This window comes from Frankia sp. EI5c, assembly GCF_001636565.1.
Classification (GTDB): domain Bacteria; phylum Actinomycetota; class Actinomycetes; order Frankiales; family Frankiaceae; genus Parafrankia.
The window spans coordinates 68,432-85,884 of record NZ_LRTK01000022.1 but is presented as its reverse complement, the minus strand read 5'-3'; the positions used below and the strand labels follow the sequence as shown (position 1 = coordinate 85,884).

The following is a 17,453-nucleotide window of genomic DNA, read 5'->3' as shown; positions in this document are numbered from 1 at the left end:
ACGCTGATCAGCGACCACGCCCAACCTCAACCGCCGGCGATGAGAGTCCCCCGAGCGGCGCCGGAGCCAGCTGTCGGCGCCGGAGCCAGCTGTCAGTGACCCATCCCGGCACCGCCGTCGACCGGGATCACGGCCCCGTTGACGTAGGCGGCACCGAGCGAGGCGAGGAACACCACCGCCGCCGCGACCTCGGCAGGCTCACCCATCCGACCGGCGGGAGTGTGCGATACGAGATAGTCACGCTGGGCGTCGGTCAGCGCGTCCGTCATATCGGTGCGGATCGGCCCGGGCGCGATCACGTTCGAAGTGATTCCGCGCCCGCCGAGCTCGCGGGCCAGGGAACGAGCAAAGCCGACCAGACCCGCCTTCGAGGCGGCGTAGTTCGACTGACCCGGGCCGCCGGAGAGCCCCACCACCGACGAAATGAAGATCAGCCTGCCGGACCGCCGCCGGATCATCGACCTGGACGCGCGCTTCGCCACCCGGTAGGCCCCGAGCAGGTTGGTGTCGACGACATCCTGGAACGCATCCTCGGACATCGTCAGCAGGAGGGTGTCGCGGACGACACCGGCGTTGGACACGACGATCTCGACGGGCCCGAGTTCGGCTTCGACCTCGGCGAAGGCCTTGTCGACACTGTCCGCGCTTGTGACGTCGAGGCGGACGCCGAGCAGGCCGGCAGGCGCCTCGCCGCTGCGGCTCGCCACCGCGACGCGGTCACCCGAGGCGGCGAGCGCCGCTGCGCAGGCGGCGCCGATCCCACGGTTACCGCCCGTCACCAGTGCTACTCGACCTTCATTCTCGACCATGGCCGGGATCGTAGTCTGCGGACGGTGGGCAAGGTGCACCTGGCGCCCATGACACTCACCCGCACCCGTCATCGGCCGGTCAGGGACGATAGCCGGGTGCGCATTGCGATCCGGGTTCGTCCCGCGGCCGACCGGACAGCTGTGGGACCGACCACATCCGACCCCGTCCATGGTCAACTGCTGGTTGTGCGCGTTCGGGAGCCCGNGGTGGAGGGACGCGCGAACGAGGCCGCGCTGCGTGCGCTGGCGGAGGCACTCGGGGTACGGCGGGCTGATGTCCAGCTGATCCGCTCGATCGGAAGGGTGAAATTCGTGGAGGTGGACGCGGCGGAAAACATGATCATGGCCCGGCTCGCGGAGCTCGCGCAACATTCCACCCTGACCGCACGTCTGGACTCCCGGTAGTTCGTCGACGCGATGGGACGGAGACGGGGTTTGCGCAGCACGGACATCCGGACCGGTGAGCACGCGCACGGCCAGGGGGGACGTCACGAGCTGACCGCTGAGCCGGTAGGAGCCGTGGGTTCGGACACTTCGACCACTTCGACCGCTTCGGCCGGCTCGGCCGGCTCGGGCCGTGAGGGGGCAGGTGCCGAGGACGGCGCGGCCTGGCCGCGCAGTGGCGCTGGCACTCCCCCTCCAGCCCATGACGACTTTGCCGAGTCGTTGCCCACCGGCACCGCCCAGGCCGTCTCGGCGGCGTCCCCGACCAGCGAGGTCGTTCCCGGACCGCCCGGCGGCGTGCTCGACCTGCACGCGCTCACGGCGGTCGAGAACCGGCTGCGCGCGCTCGCCGCGGCGGGCATAGACCACGCCGTGGCGACGGGCGCGCGGGGCCCGCGCGGAGCCGATGCCGACCGCGCGATGTGTGCGGCAGCGTCGACGATCGCCACGGCTCTGTGGTTCGACACGTTACGGGCCGAGGACAGGGTGTCCGTCACGCCCCATGCCGGGCCCCTTCTCGGCGCGGCCCACCAGGTTCTACGGTCAGCCCTCGACGAAGCCACGCCGGTGGCCGACGAAGCCACCCCGGTGCCCGATGACGGCCTGTCCTCGCCGCGGGACCACGCGGGTATCGGCGTGCAGGTCGGCGAGGCCAAGGCGGCGCCGTACCGACCTCCGGCGCGGATGCCACCCGGGGCCGGGGCCGGGAGTGTCACGGTTCGCCGGTCACCGCGGGCGACCGGGGCGGGGAACGTCGGGCCGACCGGGACGATCTGGTCGGCGCTGGCCGGCCGCTTCGCGGGTGAGCGCTTCGACCGGGCGTCGCACGGACGGCAGATCTGCATCATCGACTTCGCGGAGCTTCGCGACTCCACGGTCTGGGAGGCCGTCACCGACGAGCGGGTCTCCCACCTCGGGGAGCTGTTCTGGGTGGTTCTGGTCACCGGCACCGTTCCCACCGGCGGGCCCTCCGTGGACCCACGTTCCGCGGAGGGGGTGTCCGGCGGGCCGGGCAGCACTCCTCTCGGTCAACCGGGCGGCGTCGGTCCGCCGGCACGGGCAGCGAGAATGTTCGAAGCCGCCGGATGGCAGGTTCTGACGCTGCGGTACGGCCGGCGTCTCGCCGGGTTGTTCCGCCTGCCGGGCGGGGCGGCGCTGCGCGCCCGGCTGGACGCGATGCCACCCGCCGAGTACCTGTCCCTGTTGCGGTTGGACGGAGCCGAACTGCGGCGCCGGCTCGCTGGGCCAGGTGCGGCCGGGGTCGGGGTGGGCCGCCTGCTCGACGGGCTGACCGACCAGCAGATCCACGAGGCGCTGCGCGATCTGGGCGGCCACGACCTGCCACTGATCATCGACGCGTTCGACGAGGTGGCAGCGGACCGCCCCACCGTTCTGTTCGCCTACACCGGTCCGCTGCCCGGGCCGGCACGACCGCCGGCCGACGAGAACGCGGCTGCCGGCACCGGGGTTCCGGCGAGCCATTCGCCGTCCACGAGCTATCCGCCGTCGACGAGCGCACCGGCCGTGGCCGCCGGTTCGGGCCAGGCCGAGTCAGGGGCGGTCGTCGGGTCCGGTGGGCTGTCACCCGGCCACGAGTTGGTACCGCGGCCGGACAGGCGGCCAGCCGAGCCGCTGCCCGCGGACTCCCCGGCGGGCAGGCTCGCGCGGCATGTCGCGAGCTACCTCGACCGCTCACCACTGACCGTCACCCCGGTGGCGGCCGTGCCGGTGGACACCGGGCACGGCTACCCGGGCCCCCGGTCAACCCAGGAGATCTTCGGTACGACGCTGCGCGAGCTGCCCTCGTTGGCGCCTGCCGCGGCCGCGGCGGTCGTGACGATCTCGACCCGCGACGCGGACCATGTGCTGAGCGGTTGGATCGACGCCGCGACGGACGACAGCGGACGGGACCCAACCAGGCCCGCGCCGCTCGACCCGCGGGGCGGCGCCGGCGGGCGCCATGTCGCCGGTGGCCTGTCCGCGACGGCGTTCGGCGGCGTGCTGGCTTCGCTCGGCGTCGCGTGGAGCAGGCTCGGGCTGCCGCTGTTGCCGATCGGTGTCGCCGACGAGCTGGCGGTGCCGCCGATGCTGCCGGGGTGGGCGGGCAGCGCTTCCGACGACGGGCGTTCGCTGCTCGCGGTGGCTGACACCGGGGTGGATCCGGCCCGTCCGGGCGGGTGGCGCCACGGCCTGGTCGCCGTCCCGGGTGTGGTCTGCTGGGAGCCTGCCTTCGCGCAGGACCTGGTCTGGTGCCTGCTCGACGCGCTCGGCCGGCTCGGGCGGATCGACGGGGCCTCCAGCCTGATCAGGCTGAGCGCGCGTCCGATCGACCAGCGGCTGGCCGGCCTGCCCACCGACCCCGCCGACCCCGGTGCCTGGTGGCGGCGGCGGGCAGCCGTGCTGGCCGGGGGCTACCGGCTGCGCGACGGTGAGCCGTCGGCACCGCTGACGCTGGTCGGCATGGGAGCGGTCATGCCGGAGGTGCTACGCGCCGCCGACGAGCTCAGTGCCGGGCTGCGGCGGGAGATCGGGGTCGTCTGCGTGACGTCTCCCGACCTGCTGTTCGAAGCGCTGCAGGCGCGGCGGGGCCTGTCCGACGCGAACGACGCGATCCTCTCCGAGCTGTTCCCGCCCGGCCGGCGCGGACCGTTGCTGACAGTCGTGGACGGCGACCCCCGTGTCCTGGGCTTCCTCGCCGGGGTGCACGGGCAGCACATCACGACACTCGGCTCGGCTGTGCCCGCCCCGCCCGCCGTCCCGCCGAGCGCCGCGCTCGCACCTCGCGCCGGTGCCGGAGGTTCCCCGGGTGGGCGGGTACCGGTGGACCTGACGACCATTGTCGGCGCCGCTCTCGACCTGATCGACGAGGCTGCCACCGGCTGACGTCGCGCCACCCCTTTCCGTGCCTGCCCGTCCCGACAACTACTGGAACCCGGCGGGAACGCACGGCGTTGAGGGTGGGACATCCAGTTACGGGCACGGATTTCGCGCCCGTAACCGGTGGTCGCACACCGCCAACGACCGTCCAGGGAAACCGAGGGGATGCCGCATGCCGAGCCGCGCCGCGACGTTGATCACCGCCGCGCGAAACGCCGCCGTCGACCCGGGCGTGGAGGGATCCACGACCTGGGTCAATCCGCTCGACCAGGCGTTCAACAGGCAGGTGGCGAGCCTGGTGCGGTTGGGGTACCCGGCACTGGCGGGTATGGAGGCCGCGGACTTCGAGGCGCTCTGCGAGCCGCTGCGGACCGTGGCCCATGCCGCCGTGCCCGGCCCCTTCCGAGCCGCCACCCGATCCTGGCTGCCATTCGTCCTGGTCGTTTCGGGGGAGCTCGTCCGGGCCGAGGAGATCGTGCCGCTGCTCACTCTCGCCGGCCGGGCCGACGCCGGGACCGTCGACCGCAACCACGGCGAGGACGGCCTCGCCCCTTACCGGCCGCTGCCCGTCCTGAACCTGCCCCACGCGGGGGTGTATCTGCTGACCGACATCGAACGCGGAGAGGAGTTCCGCGGCATCCGTCCGGCGGACGCGCTGCCCGCGATCCTGGAACGGGGACGCACACCGCTGACTATCCATGAGGGGATCGCCGTGGTCACCCACCATCCGGAGATCCTGGAGAAGAACAACTGCTTCATGCTTTCCGGGTCGCGGCGGGGTGACCGCCGGGTGCCGGCGATGTGGATCTCCGGCCGGGCGCCGAAGCTGGGCTGGTGCTGGGAGGGAAACCCGCACACCTGGCTTGGTACCGCGTCCGCCGCCGCCAGGCACGCCTGAACACCAGTTCCGGCCCAGTCCGACCCGCCCCAGCCAGTCCGACCCGGACCAGCCGGGCTGGTCTGAACCGGAATGACCCACACTGATCTGGAACGCGGGCCCCTCCCCGGGGCGGGCCCGCGCACCAGGCCGGCCGCGCGCCCCGCCCGCGGACCGCCCCCCACGGTCACCTGCGGGCGGAACGTCAGGCGCCCACCGCGTGGAAGCCGCCGTCGACGTGCACGATCTCTCCGGTCGTCGCGGGAAACCAGTCCGACAGCAACGCGACGCACGCCTGCGCGGCCGGCGTCGTGTCCTGGATGTCCCAGCCGAGTGGCGCGCGGACGCCCCAGACCTCCTCGAACTGCCCGAAACCAGGGATGCTCTTGGCTGCCATGGTGCGCAGCGGTCCCGCGGAGACCAGGTTGACCCGGACCCCGCGCGGGCCGAGGTCACGTGCCAGGTAGCGGGTGGCGGAGGCGAGACCGGCCTTGGCCACACCCATCCAGTCGTAGGACGGCCAGGCGACCGAGGCGTCGAAGTCCAGCCCGACGACGCTGGCCCGCTCGCCGAACAGCGGCAGGGTCGCCCGGGTCAGTGACGCGATGGACCAGGTGGACACCTGCAGGGCGGTGCCCACCTCGGACCAGGCCGCCTCGACGAACGGCTTGCCGCCCAGCACGGACTCGGGGGCGAAGCCGATCGCGTGCAGCACGCCGTCGAGCCCGTCCACGTGTTCGAGGACCTTGGCGGCGAGGCCGGCGAGGTGCTCCTCGTCGGTCACGTCGAGTTCGACGACCGGAGCTTCGGTCGGCAGCCGGCGCGCGATGCGGCGGGTGAGCGACAGGCCGCGGCCGAACCCGGTCAGCACCACCGAAGCGCCCTGCTCCTGGGCGATGCGGGCAACGCTGAAGGCGATGGACGCCTCGGTCAGGACACCGGTGACGAGAACGCGTTTGCCGTCGAGAAGTCCACTCATGGAGCGTCATCCTGCCAAACATCGCGGGCGATTCCCGCCACCGGGGCGGGGATTCGTGTCCGGGGCGTCAGCGGACCCGGGAGTCCGCCGGCCCCGGCGCTCCGCGCGCCTGAGTCCGGCGACGGACGGTGCGCACGGCCGGCTCCACGAAGCGGGCGGCCAGCGGGCCGAGTACCGCCATCAACAGGACGTAGCAGGCGGCCAGCGGGCCGAGGCGGGGGTTCACGCCCGCGGCGACGGCGAGCCCGGCGATGACGATGGAGAACTCACCGCGGGCCACGAGCGCGGCGCCGGCCCGGTAGCGACCCATCGTCGCGATTCCGGCGCGCCGCGCCGCCCACCAGCCCGTGGCGACCTTCGTGATCACGCCGGCCACGGCGAGCAGGGAGGCGGCGAGCAGCGCCGGCGGGATCTCCTCCGGGTCGGTCTGCAGACCGAAGACCACGAAGAAGACCGCCGCGAACAGGTCACGCAGTGGCGTCAGCACCTCCCGCGCCCCCTCCGCGACCGGGCCGGACAGGGCGATGCCGACCAGGAACGCGCCGACGGCGGCCGAGACCTGCATCCGCTGCGCGATCCNGGCGACGAACAGGGTCAGCCCCAGCGAGCGCAGCAGCAGCACCTCGTCGTTGCGGTCGGCGCGCAGGCTGTAGACCAGCAGGGTGACCTTGTCGCTGTGCCGCAGCGCGATGTACAGGACAAGCACGAGGGCGCCGAGGGCAACCGCCACGGTGAGCGATCCACGGGCCAGGCTGTGGTGGGCCAGCAGCGCGGTGAGCACCGGCAGGTAGGCGGCCATGGCGAGGTCTTCGAGGACCAGCACGGAGAGCACCACNGGTGTCTCCCGGTTACCGATCCGGCCGAGGTCACCGAGGACCTTGGCGATGATCCCCGACGACGAGATCGCGGTCACGCCGCCCATGACCACCGCCGCCAGCGGTCCCCATCCGAGCAGGAGCGCCGCGGCCACCCCGGGCACGGCGTTCACCGTCAGGTCGAGTGCCCCGGCGGGGGCCTGTCCGCGCAGGCCGTGCAGGAGCTCCTCGGCGGTGTACTCGAGCCCGAGGGTCAGCAACAGGAGGATGACGCCGATCTCGGCGCCGATCTCGACGAACTCCTCACTCGCGCCGAGCGGCAACAGGCCGCCGTGCCCGAAGGCGAGGCCGGCGACGAGGTAGAGCGGGATCGGCGAAATGCTGAATCTCGACGCGAAGTGGCCGAGAACCCCCAGCACGAAAAGGACGGCGCCCAGTTCCAGGAAGGTCGTCGCGGTGTCGTGCACTGGAGTGCGATCGCTCCTTCCCGTCCCTGTCAGCCGTCGCGCAACAGCCGGGCGACAGCCGCAGTGTTCTCCGGTGTACCCACGACGACCACCACGTCGCCCGCTTTGAAGCGGAAGTTCGGGCGTGGTGAGGCGAGGACCTCATGGTCCCGGACCACGGCGACGATGGACGCGCCGGTGCGGGTGCGGGCCTGGGTGTCGCCGAGGGCCCGGTGCGCGTACGGCGAACCGGCGGCGATCTCGATCTGCTCACCCACCAGCCCGGCGAAAGCCCGCGAGATGTCCGCGAGCTTCTCCACGATGTGCGGAGCGCCCAGCAGCTCCGAGAGCACGTCCCCTTCCTCGGGGGTCAGCGTGATCGACTCACGCGACGCGTCCGGATCCTCCGCATCGTAGATGACCAGGTCACGACGCCCGTCGTGACGAGTCACCACACCAAGCCGACGGCCCGAACGGGTACTGAAGTCGTGCCGCAGCCCGATTCCGGGCAGCGGGGTCTCCTCGACGTCCACTTCACATCCTCCGTCGGCACTGACGTGGGGCTCCAGGGAGAGGCCCGGCGCCGGGGCGACGCACGGCCAGCGGACCTGGCACCCATCACCCTTACGCCGGACATCCGCGATGTTCAAGGCGTCCGCGGTTCCCGGTGACATCCCGGGAGAGGCTCGCCATGGTTGACGCAGGCGCCGCGTCCCCGGTTCCGCCTGCGGTCACATTAGCCCGGTTGGATCCGCCGGTCCGGCGTGCCTGGCAGTCTGCGGCCGGCAACACCCCGACTACTGACGTGATCCCGACAGGGTTTCCCGTTGTACCCGCGGTGCCCGATCCCGCAGACTGCGGTTGGAACCCACTGTCACCAGGCAGGATGGAGTCAGCAGCGGTTGTCCGAACCGGCCCGGGGACCTCGGCCCGGGGTGGGTGGGCGCCCGGTCACCGGGTGCCGGGCGGAGCGAAGCCCACCGACCGGGGCCGCCGAGCAGAGCCACCGAGCAGGGGCCCGCGAGCGGGCGTGAGACGCAGGCCCGTGACCCGGGCCGGGAAGACGACATCGTGCTCAATCGAAGCGCCCGGCTGGTCCGACGGATCGTCCTGACCCTGCTGGGTGTCGCGGTTCTCGGGCTCGGCGTCGCGATGCTGGCGCTGCCCGGGCCCGGTTTCCTCATCATCGCGCTCGGGTTCTTCATTCTCAGCCTCGAATACGAATGGGCCCGGCACCGGTTCGAACAGGCGCGTCAGAAGGCAGCCGATCTCGCGGACCAGGCCGCCGCCAACGCCTGGTCCAGCGCGTTCACCATCGTCTTCGGGCTCGGCATGATCGCCGCCGGCGTCGCCTGGATCGTGGTCGACACGCTGCCCGCGTCATCGCCGTGGTCCGGGGGCAGTCTCGTCTTCTCCGGACTGGTGGTGCTGACCACCATGATCGTGAGCCTGTGGCAGGCCCGGCAGGCACGCAACGCCGGCCTGCCGACGCCCGCCGAGCTGCTGGAGCAGCGCCAGCACGAACACGACGGGCAGGGCGGGCACGGGCACGAGCACCGACCCGGACCGGCCGGGGACCCGGCGGGCCTCGGGCCCGCCCGGCCCGACATGGCGGAGCCGCTGCCCCCTGCGGAGCCGCTGCCCCCTGCGGTGCCCCTGCCCCCTGCGGACCGCCCGCCCACGCCGGCACGGCTGCCCGCGCCGGGCACGCGCTCCGACGGCGGGGCTACTCGCCCTGGGTGAACTCGCTCATGCCCACCACCTTCGGCTGACCCTGCACGCAGCGGTAGATCGCCGCCCGGTCGGCCGAGGAGGCCCGCGAGATGTCGTAGCGCAGCGGATAGACGCGGCTGGTCGCCAGGCCGTTCGTGTCGCGCGGCTGCTGGACCGCGTTCCCGACGGTCGGGCAGGCCGCGCGGACGGCGTCCTTCTCGGCCGCGGTCGCGGCCGGGTCGAAGTAGACCACTGCCTCCACCTTCGGTGGCGGCCCGCCCACGACGGCGTAAACCCCGAAGACAACCAGTCCGATGGTCGCCAGCGTGCCCGCGACCACCGCCGTGCGGCGGCGCGGATCGGCCAGGTAGGCCAGGGTCTCGCGGGTCCAGTGCGGACGGGAGGACGTCGTCATCAGGCGGTTCCTGTCACGGCGGGGCACGAATTCTGGTCCGGTGGGTGTGTCGTGGATACGGACTCCGGGACACCCAACGTATTCCTCCCGACGGGTCCGTAAGGTGAACGGCCTTGTGCGGCGCAGCACGGGCGACCAGTCGGTCCCCACCTGGTGTGACCCGTCCACGATCGTCAGACATCCGAGGTACCGACCCGAGGTAGGAGAGAACAAGCCGTGCCATCCCTGATTGAGGACTACGCGCTGATAGGCGACACTCACTCGGCGGCGCTCGTCTCGCGCGACGGCTCGATCGACTGGCTCTGCCTCCCTCGGTTCGACTCTCCGGCCTGCTTCGCCGCGCTGCTCGGCGACAACGAGTCCGGCCACTGGAAGATCGCGCCGGTGGAGCCGGTGCTCGGGATCAGCCGGCGCTATCGTGGTGACACCCTGGTGCTGGAGACCGACATGACCACGGCGTCGGGCACCGTCCGGATCATCGACGCGATGTTCCCNCGCGCCGGCGCGCATGTGGTCCTGCGGCTGGTGGAGTGCCTGCAGGGCNGTGTGCGGATGCGGTCCGAGACGCGCTTCCGGTTCGACTACGGCTCGATCGTGCCCTGGGTCCGCCGCCTCGACGAGCACTCCGTCGCCGCGATCGCCGGCCCGGACTCGGTGACGCTGTGGACCACCGCCCCGATGGAGGGGCACGACATGGCCACCTACGCCGAGTTCAGCGTGTCGGCCGGGCAGTCCGTCCCGTTCTCGCTGACCTGGCGGCCTTCGCACGAGCCGGCGCCCGCGCCGCAGGACATCCGGCGGATGATCAGCCAGACCGAGGCGTGGTGGTCCGACTGGATGGCCGGGTGCACCTACGACGGCCAGTGGCAGCCGGCCGTGCGCCGGTCGCTGATCACGCTGAAGGCGCTCACCTACGCCCCGACCGGGGGCATCGTCGCGGCGGTCACCACCTCACTGCCTGAGCACATCGGTGGGGTGCGCAACTGGGACTACCGCTACTGCTGGCTGCGCGACGCCACCATCACCCTNCTGGCCCTGCTGGACGCGGGCTTCACCAGCGAGGCGACCGCCTGGCGGGAGTGGCTGCTGCGGGCGGTGGCCGGCGACCCCTCCCGGGTGCAGATCATGTACGGGGTCGCGGGCGAGCGCCGACTGCCCGAGTACGAGGTCCCGTGGCTGCCGGGCTATGAGAACTCCTCCCCCGTCCGGGTGGGCAACGCCGCCGTCGACCAGTTTCAGCTGGACGTCTACGGCGAGGTCCTGGACGCCCTGCACGTGGCCCGGGTGGCGGTCGCCAACCGCCGGCCCGGTTCCGCACGCGATCTGTTCCACTCCGGGATCTACGTCCCCGAGGACGACGGCCGGGACGACTCGTGGCCGCTGCAGACCAAGCTCATGGACTTCCTGGAGACCGGCTGGCGCAAGACCGACGAGGGCATCTGGGAGGTGCGCGGGCCGCGCCGGCACTTCGTCCACTCGAAGGTCATGGCCTGGGTCGCCGCGGACCGGGCCGTCCGCGGGATCATCGAGTCGGGGCTGCCCGGGCCGGTGGACCGCTGGTCCGCGCTGCGCGACGAGATCCACCACGAGGTGTGCGCCCGCGGCTTCGACAGCGACCGGAACACGTTCACCCAGTTCTACGGCTCGAAGGAACTGGACGCCGCACTGCTCTACATGTCGCTGGTCGGTTTCCTGCCCGCGNCCGACCCCCGGGTGGTCGGCACCGTCGCCGCGATCGAGCGGGAGCTGATGGAGGACGGGTTCGTGATGCGGTACCCGACCGCCGCCGACGGCGCCGTGGACGGGCTGCCCGCCGGCGAGGGAGCGTTCCTCGCCTGCACCTTCTGGCTCGCCGNCAACTACGCGCTGTCCGGCCGGGTCCACGAGGCCCAGGAGCTGTTCGAGCGCCTGCTGGCGCTGCGCAACGACGTGGGCCTGCTGGCGGAGGAGTACGACCCGAAGCTGGGACGGATGACCGGTAACTTCCCGCAGGCGTTCAGCCACGTCCCGCTGGTGAACACCGCGCGAACGCTCACCGAGGCGCTGCGGGGGCGGCCCCGCTCGCGCGCCGACCGGGCGCACCCGCCGGGCCACTTCTTCGGCTGATCCCGGAAGGCGGAGCCGGCCGCTCAGGCCGGCTCGAGCGGCCGGTGGAACGCGGCACGGTGGGCGGGGCCTGCGCGGGATGGCCGAACCGGGATACTGGACCGGGTCGCCCGGCCCTGGCCCGGCCGACCGGGCGCGGCGAACGACCCGGGCCGGATGGCAGCCCGGCGGTGAGTGGTGGCTGAGGTAGAGCGGAGGCGGCACGGGTGGCGGAACGGATCGCGGTCATCGGCGGCGGGATTCTGGGGCTGGCGGTGGCCCGCCGGCTCGGGCAGGTCATGCCCGGATCGACGGTCACCGTGTTCGAGAAGGAGCAGGACGTCGCCCAGCACCAGACCGGGCGCAACAGCGGTGTGGTCCACGCCGGCCTGTACTACAAGCCCGGCTCGCTGAAGGCCACTCTGTGCCGGCGGGGAGTGGGCTTGCTGCGGGAGTACTGCGAGTCGCGCGGCATCCGCTACGAGGAGTGCGGCAAGGTCGTCGTCGCCGTCGACGACAGCGAGCTGGAGCGGCTCGCCGACATCGCCTCCCGCGCGACCGCCAACGGCGTGCCGGACACCCGCATGCTCGACGCCGCCGAGCTGCGCGCGATCGAGCCGCACGCCCGGGGCGTCGCCGCGCTGCACTCCCCCACCACGGCCATCGTCGACTACCCGGCGGTCGCCCGGGCCCTGCGCGCGGACATCCTCGACGCCGGCGGCTCGGTACGCACCGGCGCGGAGGTCATCGGTGTGGAGGACGGGACGGCGGGTGTGCGGCTGCGGGTGCGGGTGCGGGGCAGCGCCGCGATCCGGCCGAACGGCACCCGTCGCACGGTCGCCGGCAACGGTGGGCTGGTCGAGACGGTCTCGGAGTCGGTCGGCCCGTTCGACCTGCTGATCTCCTGCGCCGGGCTGCACTCCGACGAGGTCGCCGCGCTCACCGGTGAGGACAGCTCGCCGCGGATCATCCCCTTCCGCGGGGACTACTGGCTGCTGCGGCCCGAGCGGCGGAGCCTGGTGCGCGGGCTGATCTACCCGGTGCCGGATCCTCGGTACCCGTTCCTGGGCATCCACCTGACCAAGCGGGTGGACGGGGAGATCCTGGTCGGCCCGAACGCGGTGCTCGCCACCGCCCGGGAGGGCTACACCGTGGGCACCCTCGACCGGGGTGACCTGCGGCAGACCCTTTCCTGGCCGGGCTTCCACCGGATGGCCAAGACGCACTGGCGCACCGGCGCCAAGGAGATGCTGCGCACCGCGAGCAAGCGGGCCTTCGTCGCCGAGGCGCGGCGCTACGTCCCCGAGCTGCGGGCGGCCGACGTGGTGCGCGGGCCGGCCGGAGTCCGGGCGCAGGCGGTCGCGCGGGACGGCAGCCTGGTCGACGACTTCGTTCTCGCGTTCAGCGGACGGGTCGTCCACGTGCGCAACGCCCCGTCACCGGGTGCCACCGCCTCGCTGGCGATCGCCGAGCACATCGTGGCCGACGTGGTGCCGGAACGCGCCTCCTGACATCCGGCACCCGGCATCCCGGCGCCCGGCGCCCGGCCGAAGCGGCCCGCGGGGGCCGGGCATCGCGTGCGCCGTTCAGGCGTCCGGGTCCTGGTTGACCGCGGCGAGCAGAGGCAGCAGCGCGGCGCAGGTCGGGGTCGCCACGCCGGCCGACGCACCGATGCGGACCACCGCGCCGATCAGCGCGTCGTGTTCCAGCGGGCGCCCCGCCAGCCGGTCGCGCAGCATCGAGGTGCCCGCGCCGGCCGGCTGGTGGCGGAGCCGTTCCAGCGTCCGTTCGGGAGCGTCCGCGGGTATCCGCGCGCCGTCGGCCCGGCCGACCGCGGCGGTCTCGCGCATCACGGCGAGGGCGAGCTCGGCCAGGTCGGGGCGGGCGAGCACCTCCAGGCCGCGGCCGACGAGCGCGGTCAGCGAGTTCGCCGCGCTGTTGCTGAGGAGCTTGGACCACGCGGCCGTGGCGAAGTCGTCGACGAGGCGGACGTCGCCCGGCGGCAGCACCTGGGCGAAGCTCGTGCCGAGCCCGCTGTCCGGCACCTGCAGCACACCGTAGGCCAGGTGCCGAACCACCCCCGGTTCGGGCAGCTCGGCATTGATGTAGACCACGGCCGGCAGGACCGCGTCGCGGGGCATCGGTGGGCAGACCCGGTCGGCCTGGCGGACACCGTTCTGGGCGACGACGACGCCGACGTCCCGGCCGTTGCCGAGCGCCGCCCGCAGCCAGCCCCGCGCGCCGGGGGTCTGGTGTGCCTTGGTGGCGACCACCAGCCAGTCCACCGGCTGGTCCAACTGCGCGGGCTCCGTGAGCAGCCGCACCGGAACCTCGACGGTGCTCCCGGTCGGCATGCTTTCCACGCGGATCCGGTCGAAGCCGCCCCGGCGGACGCACAGGAGCACCTCGGCGCCGGCCTGGCCGGCCCGTGCGGCCAGATACGACCCGACGGCGCCGCCCCCGATCACCGCTATCCGCGGCGGCGCGGGCGCCTTCCTTCCGGCGGGCGGTCCCGACCGCTCCGGCGACCAGCCTGACCGCCCCGGGTCCTGGGCCGCCGGGCCGCCGGGCGGGCCGGGGGCGGCGGCGGGGCGGCCCGGCCGTCCCCGGAACACCGCGGCGTCCCGGTCGGGCGGGTCCGCTGACACGTCAGCAGCCCGATGATCGGTGCGGGACGGGTCCATGGGGCGAGCCTGCCAGCTCGGCCCCGCGGCCGGTCAGACGATGCGACACTGACCTCATGGATCACGGTCCGGGTACACCGAGCACCGCGGACACCTGGACCGCCGCCCCGGGCGACGGCCGGCCGCGCGTCGCTCGGGCGGACCTCGGCCGCCGCTGGCGCGCCGCCCGGGGGGAGGCGGACGTCGTCCACCTGGACTCGGCCGCCGCGGGCCGGCCGAGCATCGCCACCCTGGCCGCCCAGACCGACCATCTGCGGCGGGAGAGCCAGGTCGGCGCCTACGTGGCGGAGCTGGAGGCAGCCGAGCTGCTGGCCGCGGCGCGTTCCCGGCTAGCCGAGCTGCTGGGATCGGGGCTCACCGCGGACGACGTCGTCTTCCAGCACTCGGCCACGGCCGCCTTCGGCGGGCTGTTGGCCGCGTGGCCGCTGCCGCCCGGGTCCCGGGTCGGCTTCGTTCCCGGGGACTACGGCGCCAACCTGCTGCTGCTGGCCGCCCGGGCCGCCCGGGACGGGCTTGAGCTCGTCGAGTTCCCCGTCGACCGGCTGGGCCGTATCGACGTCGACCGCCTTGACCGGGAAGGACTGCGCCCGCCGGGCGCCGGCGGGCCGTCCACGGCGGGTGTCGGGACCGTCGGCCTGGAGGATCTGACCCTGGCCACCTTCCCGCATGTTCCGAGCCAGCGCGGGGTCGTGCAGCCGGCCGCCGAGGTGGCGGCCCGCTGCGCGGCGGCCGGGGTGGATCTGGTGCTTGATGTCGCCCAGTCGCTTGGCCAGGTCGACGTGGCCGGGATCGCGGCGGCCGCCTGGGTCGGCACGTCGCGTAAGTGGCTGTGCGGCCCCCGCGGCGCGGGTTTCGTCGCGGTGCGCCGGGAGATCGTCGACCGGCTCGGTGTGGGTGCTCCGAGCCTGCACTCGGCGTATCCGGTGGATCTGTGGCAGACGGATCTGTGCCCGGTGCCGCCCGGGCGGGCGGCGGGGCCCGCAGTCGGGCCGGGACTGGCAGTCGGGCCGGGACTGGCAGTCGGGCCGGGACTGGCAGTGGGGCCGGGACGGCCCTCCGGCCCCACTGTGCGGCCGTTGGCCGGCCTGGCCCGGCTGGCGGTCGGTGAGGCGGCGATCGCGAGCCGGGTCGGGCTGGCCACCGCTCTTTCGGAGCTGCTCGCCGAGGATCTCGCCGGGATGCGCGCCCGAATCGCGGACCTCGCCCGGTACGCGCGCCGGACGCTGGACGGCGTGGCGGGTTGGCGCCTCGGGGAGGACGCCGACTCGCCCTGCGGGATCGTGACACTGCGTCCGCCGGCGGGCGCCGACCCGCTGCGCACCGCCCAGGCGCTGTACGTCGAGGCCCGGATCCTCACCAGCCCGATCCCGGTCGGCCGGGCACCGGAACTCACCGGCCCCGTGCTGCGCGTCAGCGGCCACGTGGATACCACGCCGGACGAGATCGGTCAGCTCGCCGCGGCCCTGGAACGATGGGGGCGTCCTGGGAGTCTTCCGACCTGAGTCGCGCCGGATGCGGCGTTCGTCACGCCTGTCAGGCACTCGCCCTACCGAAATAGGACGATAAGTCGCAATAGGTCGCCTGGATTTCGTCTCCTCGCCACCGGCTGGCAGGCACCTGTTGGTGACGTCCCGTGTGGATCTGCTGAAATAGCTGCCCTACGGACATGGCGTCCGGTGGCGTACCGGTGGGGGGCGGACACGTCATACCTGTGCCCGCGATCGGGCAGAACGCTGGAGGGTTCGTGACCCAAGGTGCGGCGAAGCGCGCGGCGGCGCGGTGAGCGCGCTCATCTCTGTCGCCGCGGTCGACGATCACCCCATCGTGCTCCGCGGTCTCGCCGACGTCATCGCGGGCATCGACGGCGTCGAACTGGTGGCGACCGCCACGTCGATCCGGAAGCTGCTGGCGGGGCCCGGCCGGGACGCGCAGGTGGTGCTGCTCGACCTCGGTCTGGGCGACGGGTCGGAGGCACCCGACAACATCCGGCAGCTCATCGAGGCCGGCGCGGCGGTGATCGTCTTCAGCGCGCTCGCCGACCCGGACGGCGTCCGCGCCGCGATGCGCGCCGGGGCCTGCGGATTCGTGACGAAGACCGATGATGTCGACGAACTCGGCACCGTGATCCGCGCGGCGAGTTCGGGCGCCGGCTGGGTCTCCCCGCAGCTTGCCTTCCTGCTCCTCACGGACAAGGCCCCGGACCGGCCACAGCTCTCACCGCAGGAGATGGAGGCGCTGCGCCTCTACGCGACGGGCATGGCGCTCAAGACCGTCGCCCGCAGGATGGAGGTCTCACCCGAGACCGCCAAGCAGTACATCGAGCGGGTGCGGGTGAAATACCGCAAGGCCGGCCGCGACGCCAACACCAAGATCGATCTCTACCGACGCGCGGTCGAGGACGGCTTCCTCGACTGATCTGGGCCGACTGATCTGGCCTGGGCCCCTCCCACCGGTGGTTCGCGGCGGACCGGACTATGTGGTGGGTACCGGCTCGGGCAGCCGATACCCACCACCTCGCGCACGCCGGATCCCCGCGTCCGGCGCATGCCTCGCGCACCTCCATGCCCGACGGAGTGCGCGTCCTGGGCCCGCAGGTGTGATCGGTGTCCAGACCCCCCGGTCCGAACGCCCCATCCCCCCGTCACCCGCGTGCCGTGGCCGGTCTTTCGTGACCGCGGCCGGATGTCATGACCCAGAACCATCCTGGGACGGTCCCCCGTTCGGGGGTCAGACGACTGCGGGTGAACCCGTAGGGACCACCGTTGGTTGCCNCTGCCGCGTACCACCCGAGCTGACCAGTCGGGCTCGGCGACGTCGTCACCGGGACGGCGCGTCCCGGCGGCGCGGCCCCGGCGAAGGGCGGGCCAGCGCGCCCACCACGACCAGCACGACCCCGCTCACACCGATCACCCACAGTCCCGGGCCGAGGGCCGTCGTCGCGTCGAAGCCCGCCCCGGTCAGCAGACCGCCCCGGCGCACCCTCGCCACGTCGACGACCGCGGTGAGGACGAGCATGAGGCCCGCGACCACCGCGAGCATGCGCCCCCACTCGACCCGCCGGCCCGCCAGCAGCAAACCGGCCACCATCGCGAGAATGCCNAGGAGCATCGTCAGATGGCCGTGCTGGTCCGGGTCCGTCCCCCGGACGGCGAACTCCATCAGCCCGAAGGCGCGCACCGTGGCCCACGTCATCGTCGAGCCGATGACCGCGGCGCCCCCGGCGAGGACGACGAGTGGCGGGCATGCGATCGCCAGAACGCGGCGCGCCCGGCCGATGGCCGCACCCGCCCCACCCGGCCGGGTCGTCGC

General features: G+C 73.2%; 13 protein-coding genes and 9 pseudogenes. 14 read left to right on the top strand and 8 right to left on the bottom strand.

Annotated elements, in window-relative coordinates:
* Nucleotides 1–92 precede the first annotated feature (92 nt).
* Nucleotides 93–809, bottom strand: coding sequence for a 3-oxoacyl-ACP reductase FabG (gene fabG / locus UG55_RS12880; protein WP_066067511.1), 717 nt, complete (start codon nucleotides 807–809; stop codon nucleotides 93–95).
* A gap of 48 nt (nucleotides 810–857) precedes the next feature.
* On the opposite strand from fabG, the pseudogene UG55_RS36365 reads away from it, so the two are divergent.
* The 4 genes and pseudogenes from UG55_RS36365 to UG55_RS12865 form a co-directional block, all read left to right on the top strand.
* Nucleotides 858–1,014 (top strand): annotated as a pseudogene (locus UG55_RS36365) (DUF167 domain-containing protein); the annotation flags it as partial.
* A 1-nt stretch (nucleotide 1,015) separates the two neighbouring features.
* Nucleotides 1,016–1,214 (top strand): annotated as a pseudogene (locus UG55_RS36360) (DUF167 domain-containing protein); the annotation flags it as partial.
* Between the two features lie 12 nt (nucleotides 1,215–1,226).
* Nucleotides 1,227–4,136: a pyruvate dehydrogenase gene (locus UG55_RS12870; RefSeq protein WP_128422964.1), complete on the top strand. Its 2,910-nt coding sequence runs from the start codon at nucleotides 1,227–1,229 to the stop codon at nucleotides 4,134–4,136.
* A gap of 166 nt (nucleotides 4,137–4,302) precedes the next feature.
* The gene (locus UG55_RS12865; protein WP_083986734.1) at nucleotides 4,303–5,028 is read left to right on the top strand and encodes a DUF5701 family protein; all 726 of its coding nucleotides are present in this window, start codon (nucleotides 4,303–4,305) and stop codon (nucleotides 5,026–5,028) included.
* Between the two features lie 184 nt (nucleotides 5,029–5,212).
* On the opposite strand, the gene fabI is transcribed toward UG55_RS12865, so the two are convergent.
* From fabI to UG55_RS12850, 5 genes and pseudogenes are all read right to left on the bottom strand, one after another.
* Nucleotides 5,213–5,986 carry an enoyl-ACP reductase FabI gene (gene fabI, locus UG55_RS12860; protein WP_066067505.1) on the bottom strand — a complete coding sequence of 258 codons (774 nt, stop codon included), beginning with the start codon at nucleotides 5,984–5,986 and terminating at the stop codon, nucleotides 5,213–5,215.
* 67 nt (nucleotides 5,987–6,053) lie between these two features.
* Nucleotides 6,054–6,565: pseudogene (locus UG55_RS36355) on the bottom strand (cation:proton antiporter); the annotation flags it as partial.
* Nucleotide 6,566: 1 nt separating this feature from the next.
* A pseudogene (locus UG55_RS36350) lies at nucleotides 6,567–6,821 on the bottom strand (cation:proton antiporter); the annotation flags it as partial.
* Between the two features lies 1 nt (nucleotide 6,822).
* Nucleotides 6,823–7,268, bottom strand: a 446-nt coding sequence (locus UG55_RS36345; RefSeq protein WP_242424257.1) for a cation:proton antiporter, incomplete at its 3' end; no start/stop codon positions are given.
* Between the two features lie 29 nt (nucleotides 7,269–7,297).
* Nucleotides 7,298–7,780 carry a cation:proton antiporter regulatory subunit gene (locus tag UG55_RS12850; protein ID WP_066067499.1) on the bottom strand — a complete coding sequence of 161 codons (483 nt, stop codon included), beginning with the start codon at nucleotides 7,778–7,780 and terminating at the stop codon, nucleotides 7,298–7,300.
* A gap of 538 nt (nucleotides 7,781–8,318) precedes the next feature.
* On the opposite strand from UG55_RS12850, the gene UG55_RS12845 reads away from it, so the two are divergent.
* Nucleotides 8,319–8,990, top strand: coding sequence for a PGPGW domain-containing protein (locus tag UG55_RS12845; RefSeq protein ID WP_242424256.1), 672 nt, complete (start codon nucleotides 8,319–8,321; stop codon nucleotides 8,988–8,990).
* Here the strand turns inward: UG55_RS12845 and UG55_RS12840 are convergent.
* Nucleotides 8,974–9,375: a hypothetical protein gene (locus UG55_RS12840; RefSeq protein WP_066067496.1), complete on the bottom strand. Its 402-nt coding sequence runs from the start codon at nucleotides 9,373–9,375 to the stop codon at nucleotides 8,974–8,976. The genes UG55_RS12845 and UG55_RS12840 overlap by 17 nt on opposite strands.
* Before the next feature lie 216 nt (nucleotides 9,376–9,591).
* Here UG55_RS12840 and UG55_RS36340 point away from each other — a divergent pair.
* From UG55_RS36340 to UG55_RS12830, 7 genes and pseudogenes are all read left to right on the top strand, one after another.
* Nucleotides 9,592–9,869 (top strand): annotated as a pseudogene (locus UG55_RS36340) (trehalase-like domain-containing protein); the annotation flags it as partial.
* Nucleotide 9,870: 1 nt separating this feature from the next.
* A pseudogene (locus UG55_RS36335) lies at nucleotides 9,871–9,918 on the top strand (hypothetical protein); the annotation flags it as partial.
* Between the two features lies 1 nt (nucleotide 9,919).
* Nucleotides 9,920–10,403: pseudogene (locus tag UG55_RS45335) on the top strand (glycoside hydrolase family 15 protein); the annotation flags it as partial.
* Nucleotide 10,404: 1 nt separating this feature from the next.
* A pseudogene (locus UG55_RS36325) lies at nucleotides 10,405–11,076 on the top strand (glycoside hydrolase family 15 protein); the annotation flags it as partial.
* 1 nt (nucleotide 11,077) lies between these two features.
* Nucleotides 11,078–11,230, top strand: a pseudogene (locus UG55_RS36320) (glycoside hydrolase family 15 protein); the annotation flags it as partial.
* A 1-nt stretch (nucleotide 11,231) separates the two neighbouring features.
* Nucleotides 11,232–11,481, top strand: a 250-nt coding sequence (locus tag UG55_RS36315; protein WP_242424255.1) for a glycoside hydrolase family 15 protein, incomplete at its 5' end; no start/stop codon positions are given.
* 206 nt (nucleotides 11,482–11,687) lie between these two features.
* Nucleotides 11,688–12,971 carry an L-2-hydroxyglutarate oxidase gene (locus UG55_RS12830; protein ID WP_066067491.1) on the top strand — a complete coding sequence of 428 codons (1,284 nt, stop codon included), beginning with the start codon at nucleotides 11,688–11,690 and terminating at the stop codon, nucleotides 12,969–12,971.
* A 75-nt stretch (nucleotides 12,972–13,046) separates the two neighbouring features.
* Here UG55_RS12830 and UG55_RS12825 read toward each other — a convergent pair whose 3' ends face one another.
* Nucleotides 13,047–14,144, bottom strand: a complete 1,098-nt coding sequence (locus tag UG55_RS12825; protein WP_083986733.1) for a 2-dehydropantoate 2-reductase — start codon at nucleotides 14,142–14,144, stop codon at nucleotides 13,047–13,049.
* Nucleotides 14,145–14,200: 56 nt separating this feature from the next.
* Here UG55_RS12825 and UG55_RS12820 point away from each other — a divergent pair, with 56 nt between their 5' ends.
* Both UG55_RS12820 and UG55_RS12815 read left to right on the top strand, forming a co-directional pair.
* On the top strand, nucleotides 14,201–15,646 hold the full coding sequence (locus UG55_RS12820) for an aminotransferase class V-fold PLP-dependent enzyme (protein WP_066067485.1): 1,446 nt from the start codon (nucleotides 14,201–14,203) through the stop codon (nucleotides 15,644–15,646).
* Nucleotides 15,647–15,923: 277 nt separating this feature from the next.
* Nucleotides 15,924–16,559 carry a response regulator transcription factor gene (locus UG55_RS12815; RefSeq protein ID WP_066067482.1) on the top strand — a complete coding sequence of 212 codons (636 nt, stop codon included), beginning with the start codon at nucleotides 15,924–15,926 and terminating at the stop codon, nucleotides 16,557–16,559.
* Nucleotides 16,560–17,453: the final 894 nt, after the last annotated feature.

Coding starts and splice junctions, on each gene's coding strand:
- UG55_RS12820 (WP_066067485.1), top strand. CDS start 14,201: ATGGATCACGGTCCGGGTACACCGAGCACCGCGGACACCTGGACCGCC.
- UG55_RS12870 (WP_128422964.1), top strand. CDS start 1,227: ATGGGACGGAGACGGGGTTTGCGCAGCACGGACATCCGGACCGGTGAG.
- fabI (WP_066067505.1), bottom strand. CDS start 5,986: ATGAGTGGACTTCTCGACGGCAAACGCGTTCTCGTCACCGGTGTCCTG.
- UG55_RS12825 (WP_083986733.1), bottom strand. CDS start 14,144: ATGGACCCGTCCCGCACCGATCATCGGGCTGCTGACGTGTCAGCGGAC.
- fabG (WP_066067511.1), bottom strand. CDS start 809: ATGGTCGAGAATGAAGGTCGAGTAGCACTGGTGACGGGCGGTAACCGT.
- UG55_RS12840 (WP_066067496.1), bottom strand. CDS start 9,375: ATGACGACGTCCTCCCGTCCGCACTGGACCCGCGAGACCCTGGCCTAC.
- UG55_RS12865 (WP_083986734.1), top strand. CDS start 4,303: ATGCCGAGCCGCGCCGCGACGTTGATCACCGCCGCGCGAAACGCCGCC.